Origin of the sequence: Microbulbifer agarilyticus (assembly GCF_019800665.1) — a bacterium.
GTDB classification, from domain to species: Bacteria; Pseudomonadota; Gammaproteobacteria; order Pseudomonadales; family Cellvibrionaceae; genus Microbulbifer; species Microbulbifer agarilyticus_C.
The window spans coordinates 1-17908 of sequence record NZ_JAHVKO010000001.1 but is presented as its reverse complement, the minus strand read 5'-3'; the positions used below and the strand labels follow the sequence as shown (position 1 = coordinate 17908).

The 17908-nt window shown below is 50.8% G+C and carries 22 protein-coding genes; 3 read left to right on the top strand and 19 right to left on the bottom strand.

Going from position 1 to position 17908, the window contains the following annotated elements:
• The first annotated feature begins 51 nt into the window (after window positions 1-51).
• On the top strand, window positions 52-816 hold the full coding sequence (locus KUV22_RS00110) for a TlyA family RNA methyltransferase (protein ID WP_222227645.1): 765 nt from the start codon (window positions 52-54) through the stop codon (window positions 814-816).
• Between the two features lie 67 nt (window positions 817-883).
• Here the strand turns inward: KUV22_RS00110 and KUV22_RS00105 are convergent, their stop codons facing one another.
• Window positions 884-1228 (bottom strand): 4a-hydroxytetrahydrobiopterin dehydratase, encoded by a 345-nt coding sequence (locus tag KUV22_RS00105; RefSeq protein ID WP_222227644.1) that lies wholly within the window; start codon window positions 1226-1228, stop codon window positions 884-886.
• Window positions 1229-1433: 205 nt separating this feature from the next.
• On the opposite strand from KUV22_RS00105, the gene KUV22_RS00100 reads away from it, so the two are divergent.
• Window positions 1434-3302, top strand: a complete 1869-nt coding sequence (locus tag KUV22_RS00100; RefSeq protein ID WP_222227643.1) for a DUF885 domain-containing protein — start codon at window positions 1434-1436, stop codon at window positions 3300-3302.
• Window positions 3303-3329: 27 nt separating this feature from the next.
• Here KUV22_RS00100 and KUV22_RS00095 read toward each other — a convergent pair whose 3' ends face one another.
• From KUV22_RS00095 to KUV22_RS00060, 8 genes are all read right to left on the bottom strand, one after another.
• Complete coding sequence (locus tag KUV22_RS00095; protein WP_222227642.1) at window positions 3330-3734, bottom strand: nuclear transport factor 2 family protein; 405 nt, start codon at window positions 3732-3734, stop codon at window positions 3330-3332.
• 75 nt (window positions 3735-3809) lie between these two features.
• Window positions 3810-5012, bottom strand: coding sequence for a chromate efflux transporter (chrA, locus tag KUV22_RS00090; RefSeq protein WP_222227641.1), 1203 nt, complete (start codon window positions 5010-5012; stop codon window positions 3810-3812).
• A gap of 124 nt (window positions 5013-5136) precedes the next feature.
• Window positions 5137-5961, bottom strand: a complete 825-nt coding sequence (locus KUV22_RS00085) for an amidohydrolase family protein (protein WP_261319037.1) — start codon at window positions 5959-5961, stop codon at window positions 5137-5139.
• A gap of 220 nt (window positions 5962-6181) precedes the next feature.
• The gene (locus KUV22_RS00080) at window positions 6182-7363 is read right to left on the bottom strand and encodes a mechanosensitive ion channel family protein (RefSeq protein ID WP_222227640.1); all 1182 of its coding nucleotides are present in this window, start codon (window positions 7361-7363) and stop codon (window positions 6182-6184) included.
• 151 nt (window positions 7364-7514) lie between these two features.
• Complete coding sequence (locus KUV22_RS00075; RefSeq protein ID WP_261319106.1) at window positions 7515-7874, bottom strand: YbaN family protein; 360 nt, start codon at window positions 7872-7874, stop codon at window positions 7515-7517.
• Between the two features lie 82 nt (window positions 7875-7956).
• The gene (locus KUV22_RS00070; protein WP_222227638.1) at window positions 7957-8418 is read right to left on the bottom strand and encodes a nuclear transport factor 2 family protein; all 462 of its coding nucleotides are present in this window, start codon (window positions 8416-8418) and stop codon (window positions 7957-7959) included.
• Between the two features lie 92 nt (window positions 8419-8510).
• Window positions 8511-8945 carry a PaaI family thioesterase gene (locus tag KUV22_RS00065; RefSeq protein ID WP_222227637.1) on the bottom strand — a complete coding sequence of 145 codons (435 nt, stop codon included), beginning with the start codon at window positions 8943-8945 and terminating at the stop codon, window positions 8511-8513.
• 14 nt (window positions 8946-8959) lie between these two features.
• Window positions 8960-9658, bottom strand: a complete 699-nt coding sequence (locus KUV22_RS00060; protein WP_222227636.1) for an aspartate/glutamate racemase family protein — start codon at window positions 9656-9658, stop codon at window positions 8960-8962.
• 136 nt (window positions 9659-9794) lie between these two features.
• On the opposite strand from KUV22_RS00060, the gene KUV22_RS00055 reads away from it, so the two are divergent.
• Window positions 9795-10580 (top strand): MBL fold metallo-hydrolase, encoded by a 786-nt coding sequence (locus tag KUV22_RS00055; protein WP_222227635.1) that lies wholly within the window; start codon window positions 9795-9797, stop codon window positions 10578-10580.
• Here the strand turns inward: KUV22_RS00055 and KUV22_RS00050 are convergent.
• The 10 genes from KUV22_RS00050 to KUV22_RS00005 all read right to left on the bottom strand — a co-directional run.
• Window positions 10551-11264, bottom strand: coding sequence for a L,D-transpeptidase family protein (locus tag KUV22_RS00050; RefSeq protein ID WP_222227634.1), 714 nt, complete (start codon window positions 11262-11264; stop codon window positions 10551-10553). The genes KUV22_RS00055 and KUV22_RS00050 overlap by 30 nt on opposite strands.
• A 57-nt stretch (window positions 11265-11321) precedes the next feature.
• The gene (locus tag KUV22_RS00045; RefSeq protein WP_222227633.1) at window positions 11322-12035 is read right to left on the bottom strand and encodes a CPBP family intramembrane glutamic endopeptidase; all 714 of its coding nucleotides are present in this window, start codon (window positions 12033-12035) and stop codon (window positions 11322-11324) included.
• Entirely contained in the window at window positions 12035-12370 is a 336-nt protein-coding gene (locus KUV22_RS00040; protein WP_222227632.1) for a zinc ribbon domain-containing protein YjdM, read from the bottom strand. Before KUV22_RS00040 ends, KUV22_RS00045 begins: the two co-directional genes overlap by 1 nt.
• A 298-nt stretch (window positions 12371-12668) precedes the next feature.
• On the bottom strand, window positions 12669-13112 hold the full coding sequence (locus tag KUV22_RS00035) for a GNAT family N-acetyltransferase (RefSeq protein ID WP_222227631.1): 444 nt from the start codon (window positions 13110-13112) through the stop codon (window positions 12669-12671).
• 136 nt (window positions 13113-13248) lie between these two features.
• Entirely contained in the window at window positions 13249-15171 is a 1923-nt protein-coding gene (locus KUV22_RS00030) for an ABC transporter permease (protein WP_222227630.1), read from the bottom strand.
• Window positions 15150-15719, bottom strand: a complete 570-nt coding sequence (locus KUV22_RS00025) for a hypothetical protein (RefSeq protein ID WP_222227629.1) — start codon at window positions 15717-15719, stop codon at window positions 15150-15152. The genes KUV22_RS00030 and KUV22_RS00025 overlap by 22 nt, the downstream gene beginning before the upstream one ends.
• Entirely contained in the window at window positions 15713-16408 is a 696-nt protein-coding gene (locus tag KUV22_RS00020; RefSeq protein WP_222227628.1) for an ABC transporter ATP-binding protein, read from the bottom strand. The genes KUV22_RS00025 and KUV22_RS00020 overlap by 7 nt, the downstream gene beginning before the upstream one ends.
• Before the next feature lie 194 nt (window positions 16409-16602).
• Window positions 16603-17148: a sugar O-acetyltransferase gene (locus KUV22_RS00015; RefSeq protein WP_261319036.1), complete on the bottom strand. Its 546-nt coding sequence runs from the start codon at window positions 17146-17148 to the stop codon at window positions 16603-16605.
• A 153-nt stretch (window positions 17149-17301) separates the two neighbouring features.
• Complete coding sequence (locus tag KUV22_RS00010; RefSeq protein ID WP_222227627.1) at window positions 17302-17694, bottom strand: DoxX-like family protein; 393 nt, start codon at window positions 17692-17694, stop codon at window positions 17302-17304.
• 66 nt (window positions 17695-17760) lie between these two features.
• Window positions 17761-17908, bottom strand: a 148-nt coding sequence (locus KUV22_RS00005; protein ID WP_222228683.1) for an IS3 family transposase, incomplete at its 5' end; no start/stop codon positions are given.

Sequence of the window (17908 nt, the reverse complement as noted above, 5' to 3'; positions counted from 1 at the left end):
TAGCATGGCAGCGATTTAATCTTCCATTGTTTCTGAACTATAGTGCCTTTCATGACCCGCCTCGACCTACTGCTGGTACAGCAACAACTCGCCAGCTCCCGCACCCATGCCCGCAAACTGATTGACGCCGGGCAGGTACAGGTATCGGATGCAGCCGGAAGCCAGTGGCGCACCGCCACCAAGGCCAGCCAGAACCTGAGTGAGGACACCCAGCTGCGCGTGGAAGCGCTGCCGGAAGACCAGTATGTCTCCCGTGCCGGTATCAAGCTGGCGGGCATTCTCGACCACACCGGGCTGAACCCCGCGGGCTGGCACGCCCTGGATGTAGGCTGCTCCACCGGCGGCTTTAGTGACTGCCTGCTGCAGCGGGGCGCAGAACTGGTGGTGGGAGTGGATGTGGGGCGCGACCAATTGGCGCCGGCATTGCTGGAAAACCCGCGCATGCACCTGTTCGAAGGTGTCAACGCACGCGATCTCACTGCCGAGCAGATCTCCCCATGGGGGGATGAGGGCTTTGACGCGGTGGTGATGGATGTATCGTTTATTTCCCAGACCCTCATCCTGCCCCAGCTTCCCGCACTGCTGAAGCCACAGGGGCACCTGCTAAGCCTGGTGAAACCGCAGTTTGAAGTAGGCCCGGAAGGGATCGGTAAAGGTGGACTGGTAAAGGACCCCAGCCTCTATCAAGGTGTGCAGGAAAAAATCTGCGCCTTGTGTGAAGCGCTGGATCTTACCGTGCGGGATTATATTGAAAGCCCAATCAAGGGCGGAGACGGCAACCGCGAATTTTTACTGTGGGCCACAAAGCGCGATTAGGCACTCGCGACTCCAGGCTAGAACTCACAATTGAGCGCTAGCCTGGAAACCGGAACCGCAGAAGTTTTTACTCTGCGTCCAGCTGCTGGTCGGTTCGCGCCGCCATAATAAAGTCATTCTTGTGCAAACCGCCCGCCTCGTGACTCCACCAGGTAACGGTTACCTTGCCCCACTCCGTCAGTAGTGCCGGATGGTGGCCCACCTCTTCCGCAATCGCGCCGACGCGATTAGTAAACGCTAACGCCTGCTTGAAGTTACGGAACTTAAACACACGCTCCAATTGCATGACGCCGTCGCGGGTCATCGGGGTCCAATCCGGAATTTCGCGGATCAGTGTCGCGAGTTCTTCATCGGATACCAGTGGTGCGTCTGCACGACAGGCCTCGCAGGCTTGAGCTGCCAGCTCAGTCATATCTGACTCCTCTATGCACAGTTCATTATTAGTGAGGGTAGAATCGTGGCGCTCGACCACAAATCCAGAATTTGACACTGTAGTCGCCACGCGAAGTGGAAACAAGGTAAGCTCGGTCACACGAAATTGTGTACGGATAAAATCCTGCTAACAAGACGACTGTGCTAGTTTTTCAACAGATTCGGTCAAAAGTTCGAGCACCTCTATGAAACAACTGACTGCGATACTTCTCCTCACCAGCATACTCTGCGCCTGCGGACCGAAAGATACGCCACAAGAGAATACTGGCGCCAACACACCGCAGACGCTCGTCGATCAGAGCGTAACCGAATCCCCCGCCGAAGAAGAGAAACCCAGCCGACGCGCTACGGTTAACGAAGAAACATTTGAGCGCCTGAGCGCACAGATGATTGAGCGCATGTGGCAGCTATTCCCCACCTGGGCAATCAGCAACGGCTACTACAAAGTCGCCAGTGAACTTCAGGTACCGGACAACCACTACCGTCGCGCGGTACTGAGCTTTGCGCGAAACTACCTGAATCAATTTTCCGGATTCGACCCGCAGACCCTGAGTGCCGGAGCGCGCACCGATCTTGCGCTGATCATTAATTTTCTGAACCAAACCATCTGGAAGCTGACCGAATTCAAACCTCACGAGTGGAACCCCGCCGATTACAATGTGTCGCACGGTTTCGCGTTGATCCTGAATACCGATTACGCACCGCTGGACGAGCGTCTGCGCACCTTTAGCGAACGCCTTACCAAGGTGCCCGCCTATTACGCCGCTGCAGAAAAAACCCTGAAAAACCCTGCCGCGCCTCAGCTGATGCTGGCCATTCAGCAAAATGAAGGCGCCAAGTCCGTATTTGGCGAAGCACTGGAAAGCCAGGTTGAAGATAGCGGACTCTCCCCAAGAGAACAGGAACAGTTCTTAAGCCGCCTGAAGGATGCGCGCAAGGCCATCGATGAGTACGTCGTTTTCCTGCAAACGCTGCATTCACAAATGGCGAACGCCCAAAGCTTCCGCGATTTCCGTATTGGCGAAGAACAATACGAGCAAAAGTTTGGTTACGATATTCAGATCAGCATGAGCGGGAAATCGCTGTACGAACGCGCGCTGCGCGAGAAAGATCGCCTCCACCTGAAAATGGATGAGCTGGCAGACAAGCTGTGGCCCAAGTATTTTCCCGACGAAAAACGCCCGAGCGATATTCTGGAAAAAATCCACAAGGTACTGGAAAAGCTTTCACTGAATCACGCCACCAAGGAAACCTTCAAGGCCGAGGTGGAAAAACAGATTCCAGAGCTTGTCGCCTTCGTCAAAGAAAAAGACCTGCTGTCACTGGACGAAGAAAAGCCATTAGTTGTCCGTACCACGCCACCCTACATGCGCGGTTTCGCCATTGCCTCGATCAATGCACCGGGGCCCTACGATAAAGATGCCAATACCTACTATAACGTAATGCCGGTTGCGGAACTCCCGGACGATCGCGCCGAAAGCTTTCTGCGTGAATACAACACCTATCTGATGCAGATACTGAATATTCACGAGGCCATTCCCGGGCATTACACGCAACTGGTATACGCCAACCAGTCCCCCAGCCTCATCAAGAATATTCTCGGCAATGGTGCGATGATTGAGGGCTGGGCGGTCTACACCGAACGTATGATGCTGGAAGCCGGCTACGGCAACTTCGAGCCAGAACTCTGGATGATGTATTACAAGTGGAACCTGCGCACCGTCATCAATACCCTTCTGGATTACTCCATTCAGGTAAGGGGCATGACCGAAGCAGAAGCCATGGATATGATGATGAAGCAGGGGTTCCAGCAACAGACCGAGGCACTGGGCAAATGGCGCCGCGCCACGCTCAGTCAGGTGCAGCTCACCAGCTATTTTGCCGGCTACATGGACATCATGGAATTACGCGATGAAATCAAGGAAAAGATGGGCGACGCATTCGACTTGAAGCAATTCCACGAGACCTTCCTGAGCTACGGCAACGCACCGGTACCGGTTATCCGCGAACTGATGCTGGCGAAGCTGGAGGAGAAGCCGCTCGACGAACTGTAACGAGTACCGGGCTACACACTGGCCGCGTCAGGACCGCCAGGCATCTACCATTTGCGAAGTGTCCTGATAGATGCGAAAGCGCACGATACGACCGCTTTCAATTTCCAGAATCTGGCAAGAGCGTATATCGAAGTGCTGCGGGTGCCCGGCAAAATGGCCGCGTTCCCGGCACTCCACATAAGCGCCCTTCTCCGTCTCTGTATAAGAAAGCACCTCAAACGACTCGACTCGGTTGATATCACCGACAATGGAGAAAAAGCGCATCACCTCGTCGAGACCGCGGTAAACACCAAAATGTGGCACCTCCTCGGAACCCACCAACTCCCACTCGATGTTCGGATCCAGCAGAGCGTAGATCCCGTCCAGATCTCCCGCCAGAAACGCATCGTATAACTGCTGGGCGACGGCACAATTCCCACCCTGTCGCTGCATAAGAAAAGCTCCACAAAAGTGATTACAGGCTGAAATCTTCGGGCCCGCAATCAAATATATAGAAGCAAGCGAGCGCTAAATCAAAACCGGCACGACACTGGCGAGCACACACCACAACACCACGAACAGTGGCGAGACTCGCCAAACCGCCAGTAAGCCGAAGCCGACCAGCGCAATGGCGAGATCTTGGGTACCTTCAATACCCGAGGTGAAAATCGGGTTATACAGTGCCGCACCCAACAGACCGACCACCGCTGCATTCACACCTGCGATAACACGCGCGGCAACCGGACTATGGGATACAGAACTCCAGAACGGCAGCACACCAGCCACCAGCAGAAACCCGGGCAGAAACATGAAAATCAATGCCACCGCAGCGGTCAACAAGGCACCCGCGCCGGTGGGGATCAGCGCACCCAGGTAGGCAGAGAATGCAAACATCGGCCCCGGAATGGCCTGAGAAGCGCCGTAACCAGACAGAAACTGATCCGGGCTCACCCAGCGCTGCGTCACCACAGAATCCTCAAGTAGCGGCAATACAACGTGCCCACCACCAAATACCAGGGCACCTGCGCGGTAAAACGCCTCGGCAACAGACAGCAGATTCGGCGCTGCGCTGGCGAACAGCGGCAAGGCAAACAGCAAGGCAAAAAATACCGTAATTAGCACCGACCCGGTGCGCTTGCCAAAAGAAACCGAAATTGGGGTGGCGGCATTGTTGCTCGCCGTTCCGCTGAGCGCCAGCACGCCCGCAATACCACCCAGCAGAATCACCAGCAGCTGCATATAGGAGGTTGAGAACACCAGTAGCAGTGCCGCCGCAGCCACAGCAATGGTGCGCCGTTTTGCATCCGGGCATAAGTTTCTGGACATACCGAGCAGCGCATCCGCAACGACCGCACAGGCTACCAGTTTCAACCCGTGTACGATGGCAATGCCAACGGGCCCGGAAAGGAAAGAGGAAAGCCCCGCGAACACCACCAGCAGCATGACCGACGGCAAGGTAAACGCGAGAAAAGCACAAAGCGCCCCGAGCCAGCCGCCCTTGAGCAGCCCGATACAAAAGCCCAGCTGGCTACTAGCCGGCCCGGGCAAAAACTGACTGATCGAAAGCAGCTGGCCAAACTGCTGTTCATCGAGCCATGCCCGCTTCTCAACAAACTCTGTGCGGAAGTACCCCAAATGGGCGATGGGACCGCCGAAAGAGGTGAGTCCCAGCCTCAGGAATGCAGTAAAAATTTCACGCGCACTGCGTCGACGAACTTTGTTTCCAGCCATACTCTCAGCTTATGGGATATTTATTCACAAGGATTTGATCGCAATACTACTGCACTGTATCCATCCCGCAAAAGCTGGATGTGGCACTTCAGGAACCCCACTATTTATCCACAGTTGTAACCGGCTAGCGGTTATAAAAAGCAAGCGCATTGTCACAGAGCACTCGATTGACCCCCGCGTCACCCAGGGTCTCCTGAATCATCGCAATATCATTCGCGCAAAAAGGTCTTGGCGCCCGGGTTCCGGGCAGGTCAGTGCCAAACATCAGACTCGCAGGATTGGCGTCATAAATCGCGGAGAGCGCCTGTCCGGGTTCGTAATCGACCCGCCCAAACCCCGTCGCTTTCACTTTTACACCACACTCAGCCAATTTGATCACCCACGGCAATCCGGCCTTGCTTAACCCCAGGTGGTCGATCGAAACAGACGGCAGCGCCACCAGGGTGCCATAGAGTGGCTCGATCTCTCTGGCATCGATATAGAGTTCCACATGCCAGTTCGCCAGCTCATAGATCCGTGCAGCGAATGATGCCAAGTTGTCCACAGTCTCAGAGCCGCCACGCATTACGTTAAAACGCACACCGCGCACCCTCGCACGATTCAGCGCAATGATGTCTTCGTCGCTGACGGAAAAACGCAACTGCGTAACACCGAAAAAGCCCTCTCCGAGCTTGCGCAGAGAGTCCAGTAAATAGCTCTGGTCCTGTTTCTGAAATGAACCGGAAACCACCACACCGCCCTGCACATCATAGGCTTCCATCGCCGTACGATAGTCCGCCACGGAAAAGTAATCTGGCAGGAACCCGTTGTTCTCATACAGAGGGTAACCAGCCGGGATAATATGCAGGTGGCTATCAAAGATTCGGGTGCTGTGTTTGGCGCTGAGATTGGTGCTGGGCTTGGTGCCGGGATTGGTGCTGGGATTGATGCTGTGATCTCGACCAGGCATTGGTGGTTGTCACCTCGGGTTATCCATCCACTAGAGCAGCGGTCGTGTAGGAACCGCCGCTATGCCGCAATCAGACTGGGCACACCAAAATTATACATGGGCACCGCCAGCACGATGCAGCACGATGGCGTCCGCACTGGTAACCCCTGTGAGCAGTTCATCGGTGTAGTGCGCTACCGGACTGGCGGATAAATCGCTCCCGGGTGCCCCAAAGCGGGCCTTATGTCGAAGGCGTGGTTCGGCGATTCCCGTCGCGGATGGCGGTATAGGCTGGAGACAGTATCTCGATGTCTGCCTGCGCAAACCGATCGAGGACATGCTGCATCAACTCGGAATAGATCTGCGGTAGCTGCGCCGAGGCGCGCGTATAGGCGTTTATCTCATAGCTCACACTGAAATCTCCCATGCCCTTCTGCAGCACAAAGGGCTCCGGCACAGGATCAATCAGCGCGGTATCCTGTGCAGCCGCCACCATCAATTGATGCACAGTGCGCCAATCCACGTCGTAGCCAATACTCACCTGCACATGCACCAGATGCGCGGGGGACTCTGAGCGATCCGAATAATTGGTCACTTGGCTGCTCAACACGGAAGAGTTGGGGATGGTGACAATCTCGTGTTTCGGTGTCTTGATGCGGGTCGCCACCAGCGAGCGCTCCACCACCTCCCCGAAGGCTTCGCCCACCCGCACCATATCGCCAACGTTGAAAGCCCGGGTATAAATCAGCACGATGCCCGACGTAATGTTGCCCATCGCCGTGGTTGAGCCCAAGGTCACCATCGCGCCAACGAACAAGGAAACACCCTTGAATGCCGGCGAATCCGCCCCCGGGAGTAGCGGCACGACCATCGCCAAAGTCAGTGCCAGCACCAGGAAACGCAGTATCTTATAGGTCGGCTCACTCCACTCCGGGCGAAAGTCCGGTAACGTCAGATAGCGCTTCTGTAAGGCAACCTTCACCACGTAGAGTAACTTCAAGATCAGCCAGGCATAAAAAAGGATCACCAGCATGCTGACCAGGGAAGGCAGATAGTCGATCAGTGCCTGCCAGAGCTGAGTCAGCGGCGTGACAAAGTACTGCGCCAGCGGCAGGGCCAGCGGCTCGGTACCCGGAAACAGACCGAGCATAAAGGGGATATACAGGTAGACGGCAAACAGTGCCGCAAACATATGTGCGGCGCCAAGCAAAAAGCAGAGTCCCCTGCGCAGGTTCGCAGCAGACATTAGCTCCATGTCTTGAATTGCCAGCGCCCAACGGGAATGCAAGAGGCGGTCATCCACACGCTGTGTCGCGCGCGTAAACAGAAACCTCAACGCCACCAGCACCAGTATCAGCGCCAGCGTCAGACCGGCCGCGAGCAATAGCCGTAGGGCGACTGTCCCAGCCAATATGCCTTCCATTTCCATGCTCCCGCACGCCAAGGGTCCGTATAAACGGAGTGGGCGCCTACCACCAGGGTACACATTGCGGTATGGCGCTACAGCCTAATGCTATAGCACACCGGGAGGTCATTCTTTGGATTCCGGCCAGTTTGAAACTTTGTGCGCCGGCTTAATAGGGCTCACGGCGAGAGAGGATAAACGCCGCCACAAGCAAGAAAATACCGCTGATTGCCAATAGCAGCCAGGTACTCTCGAGGTAGTGATATAGAAAAATCCAACTGCCGCACAACATAAGCACGGCGATAATTTTACTCTTGCGTGATATGGCCTTTTGCTGCTCCCAGTTGATCAACAGGCTGCCGAAGGTGGGGTGTGCATACAACCACTTGTGCAAGCGGTCTGAACCACGCGCGGCAAACCAGGCGGAAAGCAGAAGGAAAGGAACCGTAGGAATACCCGGCAGGAACACACCAATCACCGCGAGGGCGATGAAAAAGTAGGCCAAAACAAGCGATATTACTTTTCGCATCATCAAACTAACGCAATAGATCGGTGCTAAATTGGAGGACGAGCACCGTGCTGAGTACGGCGACCAGAATGGCGTAAGCACTCTAGAGTTCAATAAACTCCAGTCCCTTAGGCAAATCCTCGAGCTTGATGCGCGTGGAATGCATTTGCTCAAGAAGCCAACCGTTTTCCGTCTTTACCACAACGACACTTTCCAGCCAGGCACGCTCAGTGGTTTTATCCCCACTTTTGAACACTGCCTTGTTCCAATAATTGATCACCGCCATCTCAGCCTTCACGTCTTTAGAGATAACACTGATGAAATTTCTGCGCTGGTACTCGGCCGGCTTTACCGCGTCAATCAGCTTTTGGATATCCCAAACTTCTCCATGCTCCAGCAAAACAAAGCTTGGGGTTACCGCACTCTTCATACCTTCGTGATCAAACGCGGATAACGCATCGAATATCTTTTCCACAGGTGCAAATTCTTTATCCATTTCCGCCATCACTGGCTGAGACAAGAATAGGAGCATACCCAAAGCCACTAACGATTTTTTGATCAACATTAACAACCCTTGCTTCACTAGGTTAATTACACAATCAGAACTGACGAGTCACCAAAGCTGATGACGACTGGGTGACGTCAGGCCAGTTCCTGTCACTCATATCCGTCGGCATCCGTCAGCGGAAGCTTGCCGCGCACAAAAATACCATTGCCTCGGCCGATCTCCCGACCTTCGGCATCATACACGATGGATTCTGCGATAAATTGGGTCCTGTTTCTATTCACAACCCTGCCTACCGCCCGCATACACCCTGTTGCTACAGGCCGGGTAATATAAGTGGTAAAGGATGTGGTCAAGACAAACACCTCTTCTTCCAGAGAGTTGGCCGCAAAGAAAGCCGCATCATCGAGCATTTTAAAATACACTGAACCGTGCACACCACCGCCAGAGTGATGGTACTTCTTCGACAGCTCGATCTCGATGACCGCCTCCCCTTCAGACACTTCCATTATAGGCGCGAAGATCTCGTTAATCGGCGCCGCCGCATACATGCTAATCAGCTTTTGGTAATGTGTTTTACGATCCATTTATTATTCCACCGTCAAAGTTCACTGACCGCCAGATTCACCGCCTTCGCAGCGTGAATCTTGGTTGTATCGTAGAGCGGTACGCTTGTATCTGATTGGTCGATCAGCAGTGCTATTTCCGTACACCCCAGTATCACGGCTTCCGCGCCTTGCTCAGCCAGATGACGAATCACGCCGATATACTTTGCTCGAGACTCATCGTTGATGATGCCAAGACAAAGCTCAGAGTAAATCACATCATGCACGGTATCGCGCTCGTCTTGTGTTGGAATAATCACATTGATTCCATACTGCTCTGTCAGTCGACTCTTGTAGAATTCCTGCTCCATGGTGAACTTTGTCCCGAGTAATCCTACCGACTTCACTCCGTCCGCTAGCAATTGCTGGGCCGTGGCGTCTGCAATATGCACAAGAGGTATGGATATGGCAGCCTCCACTTCCCCTGCAACCTTATGCATAGTATTTGTGCAAATGAGCAGGAACTCTGCCCCGGCGGCCTCTACCGATCTGGCTGCATCCGCGAGAATATTCGCCGTTTCATCCCAACGTCCCTGATGCTGAAGCTTCTCGATCTCATCGAAATCAACACTGTAAAGCGCAATTTTTGCTGAGTGCAGGCCGCCAAGGCTTTCCTTAACTCCTTCATTGATGGCCTTGTAATAGCTTGCCGTTGACTCCCAACTCATCCCACCGAGCATACCGATAGTCTTCATACTTAACCCGTAGTTAGTGATCCACGCCCATGACCGGCTTGATCCATATCAATTGGATGCCCTATCAGATACGTATGATCGCGCCCTTGAAAAGAATAATGACGCCTACTGCTCAGAAATAGAAGGGATCAGTGTGATGAGCCAGCAGATTATAAAACTCTACGACAAAGACGATCATATTTGTCTATTCGTAACGGGTCTGGTGGATGGAGAAGCCATTCCGAGCAATCAACTGGTCATCATTGATCACGGTGAAGCCGCGCTATTTGATCCCGGCGGCGACCTCACCTATAGCGCGCTGTCATTCGAGCTATCCAAGCTCATCGACTTGAAGTCGCTGCGCTACGTATGCGCCTCGCATCAAGACCCCGATATCATTGCATCCCTGCCCCGCTGGCTCATGCATACCGACTGCTGCGTTGTAACATCCAAGCTGTGGGCCCGGTTCCTGCCCCATCTCGTATCAGGCTTCGTGTCTGAACGCATGAATGCCTCTCTCACCCACCGCATGATCGAACTACCTGACGAAGGAGGTCGTATTCCACTGGGGGAAACCAGCTTTCAAGCGGTGCCCGCACATTTTCTGCACTCTGTAGGCAACTTCCATTTCTACGACCCCATCAGCAAAGCCTTATTTTCCGGCGATGTGGGTGCAGCCATTACCCCAGGACAGGATCACCTACCGGTAGATGACATGGCAGCACATATCCCGCGCATGGAGGGCTTTCACCGCCGCTACATGGCGGGCAATCGTGCCTGCCGCGAGTGGGTGAATCGGATAAGGCTATTGGATGTGGAAATGATATTGCCGCAGCACGGCAAACCCTTTGTTGGCAAGAAAATGGTCGCCGAGTTTTTGAACTGGTTTGAGACGCTGGAATGTGGCGTGGACCTACTTCCCGGTAATTTCCGAGTACTTTGACTCAATATCTTTATATAGATCGGAAACCCACGACGGAGAGTCAGCGGGTGGGCGTAGCGTGCTCTGCGATGGGTCGGATGGTGAAATAAGCACTGTCGTATTCGACTTTCCGGTAGCATAAACCAAGGAAAACAATTGCTCGATCGCAGGGTCCCCCATTGCCAGACAGCCTATAGAAGCTGCACGGCCATGGATAAATATATTTGTACCTGGATAAGTCCGACCTTCATTCTTGGCATGTACCAAATCAAAATCGTTGGGATAATTTAACTTCATGGAAAGATGATAAGCGCTATTTGGGTTAAACCCGATGATCTTATAAATACCTTCCGGAACCTGCTTATCTCCCTCGCGCAATTTCGGGCCCGGTACACCACTAGCCGCCTTGATGGGATAGGACGTAATCAGCTGATAGCCACTGCCGTTTGATGCCCAGACTTCCAAGACATCTTTATCCTTGAAGGCAACAAGCGCGAGTTTTGACGGCGGGTAGCTGATGCCTTTTTTATTGAACAGCGGCTCCAGCTCTTGTCTTGCTTGATCTCCATAAAGATCAATAACCTCTGCTACCGTTTTCTTACCGGTGATCTTGGTTGTCGCCGGATGCCAAATTGTTCTTCCATACTGATAGAACAGATATGCTGCGATTGCTAAAAAAAGAATAACAAATATGATTTTCTTCAATGGATTTCACCTAAGAAAATATTGGGTGGAACATAGCGGAGCAACGGTATGTATCAATCATCTCACCAAAGCTGCGGCATTGCATTCAACCGACTTGTAGCGCGCGAGCAGGTACAGCGTCACCAGACCAGGAGCGACGATCGCTTGTAGTGAAAAGAAAATCAGTGTGATCCAATCACTCGTATGAACCGCTTCCCCCTGTTGGATCAGCCACTGGTTACCGAGGGGCCCCAAAGAAAATACGATTGCCGTGACAAGATTCCAGCCAAGATGCAAGCCGACCGGTGCGAACAGAGACTTTGTTTTCGCATAGGCAAAGGCAAACATCCAGCCGCCCATACCAGTAACCAGAAAGATGTATATCATCAGTACAAGGTGAGCCCCAAAAACCTCATAACTGAACCAATGGTAGACGCCAAAAATCATGGAACTGAGCAGACACGCCTTTATCAGCCCGACATACCTGATCAGCAGATATAGGATAGCCCCGCGAAACACGAGTTCTTCAAACAGAACCGCTCTAAATACCCAAAACGATCCACGGAGAGAATCCAGCAAGCTGTATTCCAAGTTAATCGTATAGCTAATTTGCTTGAAGTGCGCCTGCCAGGTGAAGTTGATAACCGCTACGGCAGCCATAAACACCATGCCAAACAGAAATTCACCGCAACGCTTCCAGGTTGGGGTAATACCCAAGACAGTAAAGGGCTCCCCGGCCATGCGGTGAAGGATGACCCAGGATAACAACAGCGCTACGATGCCCCCAAGCATCAGGCTTTCTTTACAAACTTTGCGGTAACCATAATTTCACCCACCCCGGGAAATTTGCAATCAAGCTGGTGGTCCTTACCGTCCACAATTCTTCGTATCACCGTCTTGGAACCAATTTTTAGCCCCTGCGAACTTCCTTTTACCTTGAGATCTTTAATCAGGGTAATCTTATCGCCTGCCTGGAGAAGGCTTCCATTAGAATCCCTAACGATGACCGCATCCTCATCTGAAGATTCGGATGGATTCCACTCATAACCACACTCTGGACAGACCAGATTCTCATGGTCCTGATACGCATAGCTTGAGCTACATTTCGGGCATGCTGGATGTAACATTTTTTCTCAGAAATCCCTACTCTTCGGAAGTTTCACTAAGACTACAAACTCAATACCGCCCTAGCGGTCCAAGGTAAGTATAGTTTTTAGGTATTTTAAAGCGTGAGTCACAACTACCTTCGGCGACCACTATGATCCGCTCTTATATACCTGCCCCATATAAATAGAGCCCTGAAGTGTTAAAAGAAAGCTCTTCAAATTTCCACTGATTGATATTGCTACGCGAAAGGCGGGATTACATCATCAATGCTGATTAAGGTATAGACATAACTTTTCAAATGTCATTTTCTGCGCCAGGTTAAAGGTTTAGCGAATAGTTAACAAAATTTTCTAAAGCCGTTTGATAACCAAGTTTTTCATATAGCTTTCTTGCTGGACTATTATCTTTGGCTGTTACCAAATCAATCCTTTTTACATCATTTGCAATGGCATACTCTCTTGCTTTATTCATCAACAAAGCAGCAACACCCTTACCTCTTCCAGATTCATCAACATAGAGATCATATAGGATAAATATTTTTACGGCATCCACAGAGCAAAATGATGGATAAATCTGAATAAATCCTGCTAATTCACTCCCGCTCTCGACAACAAAAATGATCGACTCACCGTTATGAATCCTCTCTGATATAAAGCTTCTTGCCTTATCTATATCTGAAGAACAATCATAAAACTGTCGATATAAATTAAATAATTTAGATAGGTTTTCTATATGTTCTTCGTCAACTTTTATAATTTTCATTCAAATTCTCGAACTCTACACGTATACCGCCGTCCCGTGGAGGGCCGTAGCCCCCAACGGCCCTTGCGCTAAAAATATCCAAATACGTTAACGGCCAAACCTCATTGCTTTTTCGCTATCAAGTTTGAAATTCTAATCACCCTGCGTTCCTTAACAAGGTCCCAACGGAAAACTTTAAACTACTGCGACTGGCCATCATGCCAGCGCTGCACACCACAAGTGCACTGACGATTATAGTAGCGATCATCCATAGCCAATCTGGCTTATAATGTACGCCAAATTGCGACTGGTAGATTAATTGGGCCGTAAGATGCGTACCTAAAATGGCTCCCACACTGGCAATCAAAGAAGTCAGCAACCACTCAAACAAGCTTAGTTTACCGCAGGCAAGGCGTGATTGGCCAAAGCTGATCAATAATGCGTTCTTTTTACGCTCATCAGCTTCATAGCCTTTGACCGACGCACTAATTACCAGCAGTGCCAGCAAAATTATCATCAGGCTAAATCCACATACCAGCTTAATCACCATCGACAACGTATCATCAAAGCGCTGTGTCAACTCCCGCACCGAGATTAACCGCAATGATGGGTGACGCTGCCAAAGCTCGGCCAATTGCTCCCAAGCAATGTCCGCAAGCTCAAGGCTTCCCATATAAAGAGGCGGTGTTTGGAGCTGGTGCGTGGTGCTTTCTGGCACATCAAACCAAAAGGTGATGGAACCTTCGCCCGGCACGTATTTATGGCTGGCCTTGATTACAAAGTTCAAAGATTGCCCCGCAACCTCAAACTGTAATTGGTCGCCAAGCTTCAACCCCATATCCGTCATGACTTCTTGCTCAACGGATACTTGTTGCCAGTCAGCATCCCGATCTAGCCAGCGTTGACCAGCCACCGTTCGGTTATTGTTTGCCTGGTTTGTACTAAAATGCAAGCGGACAGGCTTCTGCAAGCTGACCAAACTTTCACTGGGGCCTGTCGCAAATTCTGCCAGGGGCTGGCCGTTAACATGACTTAACTGCGCGTACCAAAACGGCATTAATTGGCGAATGTCACTACCATTCTGTGCACTCCATTGGCGAATGTCTTGCACTTGATGTTCGTTGGCCTGGGTGATCATCAGATTACCATCGTGCTCGCGGGTATAGCCTTCCATGGTTTGGCCAATGTCTTTCATCAAACTTAGGGTGAACAGCAACAAGGTGGCGCACATTCCAACACCCAAAATTTGAACGGACTTACTGAGCAAGCGCTGTTTCATCATATAGAAACCAAAAGCGATCATGCCCGTCGCCCGGCTCGTCACCATATGCCCCAGACTCAGCACCACCCAAGTCAAGCCCATCATCAATATCAAGGTAGCTGCCATAGCGGATAGCGTCATGGCCGTGAGCAGACCGTTGTCTGAGTAGACAAAGGCTACTGCTGCCACACTGATTAACGTAAATCCGTAACGGGGCAACAAGTGATTCGGGCTCTCCATTTGGCGAACTAGCTGCGCGGGGGTTACTTTAGCCATCACTAACCAATTGGGAATTTGGAAAATCGCCAGTAGAGTCAACAATAGCGCGTAACTACTGACTATATCTGTCCACATCCAGGTGGTGGATAGATCAGTAAACTGGGTCTGCATTTGCTGCAAAATCAGATGTCCCGCCCCCCATGCCAAGGCGGTTGCCGGAATTAGTCCTGCAATGACGGTCAGTAACCACTGGCCAAACGACAGAGCAAATACTTGGGGTTTATTGCTACCCATGGCCAAACACACTGCCGCAAAACGCTGCTGGGAAAGCAACTGACGTCGACAGGCTTGGTCTATGGCTATGGCCGCCATCAAAAACAACAGTACAGATGCCAAGCCAACAAAATTCTCAACGCGTTGCCAAAACGTCGCCAGAGGATGGCCACTGTATTTGTCATAGAGCTGCGCAGTCACTAGCTCAGCAGCGACCCATTGCTTTAGGGTGTTCAGCTCCCTATCGTCCCCCGTAAGCAAATAGCGATAGTTGCCATTGTCCGCTTGTATCAATGAAAGGTCATCTAGATGCACCAGCGCACGCATCCCACAGAATGGCCTTCGAGTAAACGGTCGGGTTCGTGTTGCACCAAACCTGTTAGCCTTAATTTTCCATGCCCCATATCTAAGGATTGGCCAAAGGTGAGCTGCAGCGAGGTAAACAATCGACTATCGACCCAGATCTCACCGGGTTTAGGCCCACGGCTCAGGGATTGACCTTGCCCGCCCGTCTCAAACGCCACCTGCAGTGTGCCTTGTACTGGATAGTGATCATCCACTGCCTTTAACTGCACCGCTTGCCAATGGTTATCATGAGTCAACGTTACGTTCACCAGTTGGCTCACGCTCAACTCCTGCGCATGCCGCTGCAACTTGTCTAATTGCGCACCGGTCAACGCTTGATGGTGAGAAATCACTAAATCGCTGCCGAGCATTTGCTGCAAATTATTGGCTAAATACGCTTGAATGGAACTACTGGTCAAGCTGAGCGTTAATATGAAAAACATCAAACTTGTTTGGGTCCAGCGAATTAATCGTGCATCCCCTTGATGGTATTGCTGGCGGAACAGTTGCCACACTAATAGAATCAGCATAATGCACCTACAGTAGCCGCAGCATGGTTGCCAGGCTTGACCGTTAATTTTCCTTGCCCCAATTGCAGTAAAGTATCGGCGTGCTGCGCTAACTCCATCGAGTGAGTGACGAGTACCAGCCCCACGCCACTTTGTTGACAGCAATCAAACATCAATTGTGCGATATATTGTGCGGTTTTCTCGTCTAGATTGCCTGTAGGCTCATCGGCAAAAATAAATTGCGGCTGCATTGCTAAAGTACGTGCAATAGCCACCCGTTGCTGCTCACCGCCACTGAGCTGCTGTGGTTTATGATACATTCGGTCAGATAACCCAACCTTATCGAGCCATAGCTCAGCTGTGACTAATGCACACTTGTCGCCTTTTAGCTTTAAAGGCAGCGCGACGTTGCTCAATGCATCAAGTTCGGGTAACAAATGGAACTGCTGAAAAATAAAACCCGAGCTCTGACGCAGGTTCTTTAGTGGTTGCGGGTCACCATTTTTCTGAAATTGCACCTCGCCAGAAACCGGACATTCAAGCCCCGCCATTAACAGTAATAAGCTTGATTTGCCTACTCCAGAGGGCCCCACAATGGCGTAAGACTGGCCACTGTGCAGTTCAATATTCAACCCCTCAAACAGGCTGACCTGCTGCTTGGCCAAGGTAAAATGATGGCCAATTTGCTTTAAGTGGATACTGCTCGACATGGTTAGCACCTTTAAATAGCTGAGTGAGTAGCACTTTAAAGAAGCTAGGGTGAAATCAAGGTGAAATCAGTAGAAAAGTTACTAAGTTGTCAGAGAATAAACAGGGGGAGTTTATGTATTTTTACAACACATGCATTTGGACATACTGAAAGGTAGCGGGAACCTATCCGGAACATGCGCTTGTTAAATACTAACTAAACCGATTTAACGACTTTACAAGGACCACCTACGGCGACACAATTATCTGGGATATCTCTATTTACAACACTACCGGCGCCTATCACAGTATTATTACCTATAGAAACCCCTGGAAGTATTGAAACATTCCCACCAATCCAAACATCGCTTCCAATTAAAATAGGTTTTCCATATTCCGTTGTACGGCGCTCAATGGCATTAATTGGATGTGTAGCGGTGGAAATCATAACATGGGGACCAATTAAAACATTGTCTCCAATATCTACCCTACATACATCCAAAATAGTTAGGTGGTGATTTGAGTAAAAGTTATTGCCCAACCTAATGTTGTAACCATAGTCACAATAAAAATTAGGCTCTATATGTGCTCTTCCATCTATCGTCAATAAATTTGACAACAATGCCATTCGCTCATCCAACTTAGCTGGATCGTAAGCATTTAAACTATGGCAAATTGCCTTTGCGGTCATTCGCTCACTTAACAGAACTTCATCCCACGCATCATAAGGCAGTCCTGCTAGCATTTTCTCTTTTTCAGTCATCGACCATATTCCATTATTCGTATCAGTCTATGCATTTAACGCTGCTAGCTGGAGCAGCTGACCTAGCACACCTTTTGCGCAAAAATGGGAGCGGAGTGACCTGCGCAAAAGGTAAACAAGGTAAGCTATTCCCGGGGTTCCCAAAGGCCGCAGCTATTGCTCTGCCTTGTTATGCGTATCGCCCCTACGAAGCTCCATGATAAGAATTGCGCTCAATGCGATAATTGGAATATTTGTAGTTATCGGATTGAACGCTGCTAGTAATGATATCGATGAAAAGACAACGACAAAAAGTAATAGTGCTATCAATGCGACCATATTTAGTAGATTTATAGCAAGCACCCGATAGAAAGCGATAAACACAATACCAAAGAACACTTCAGCTACCCCTGCAGCTTGAACTAGCCGCTCAGTCATCTGCACCCCAAACCCGAGACGGTTCATCATTTGCTGCTCTAAAGGCGCAATCGTAAAGAGCTTTGGGATGATTCCGTGGTAGATCCAACAACCACCTATGGTCCATCGGCAAATCTGATTAATACTCATCTTGTGACTCTAATACGCATAACGCCGCCGGAAGGGGCATGATCTGCTACCACTTTCGTGGACACTTTATGCCGCCAGTTTTTCATACTCTGAAGGCGATTGATAGCCGAGACTGGAGTGAAGCCGTTCTCGGTTGTAGAACTCAATGTATTCGATGATATGAGCTACCGCATCGATTTCGTTTTCGAACATCCTCTGATGAACAAGCTCTGTC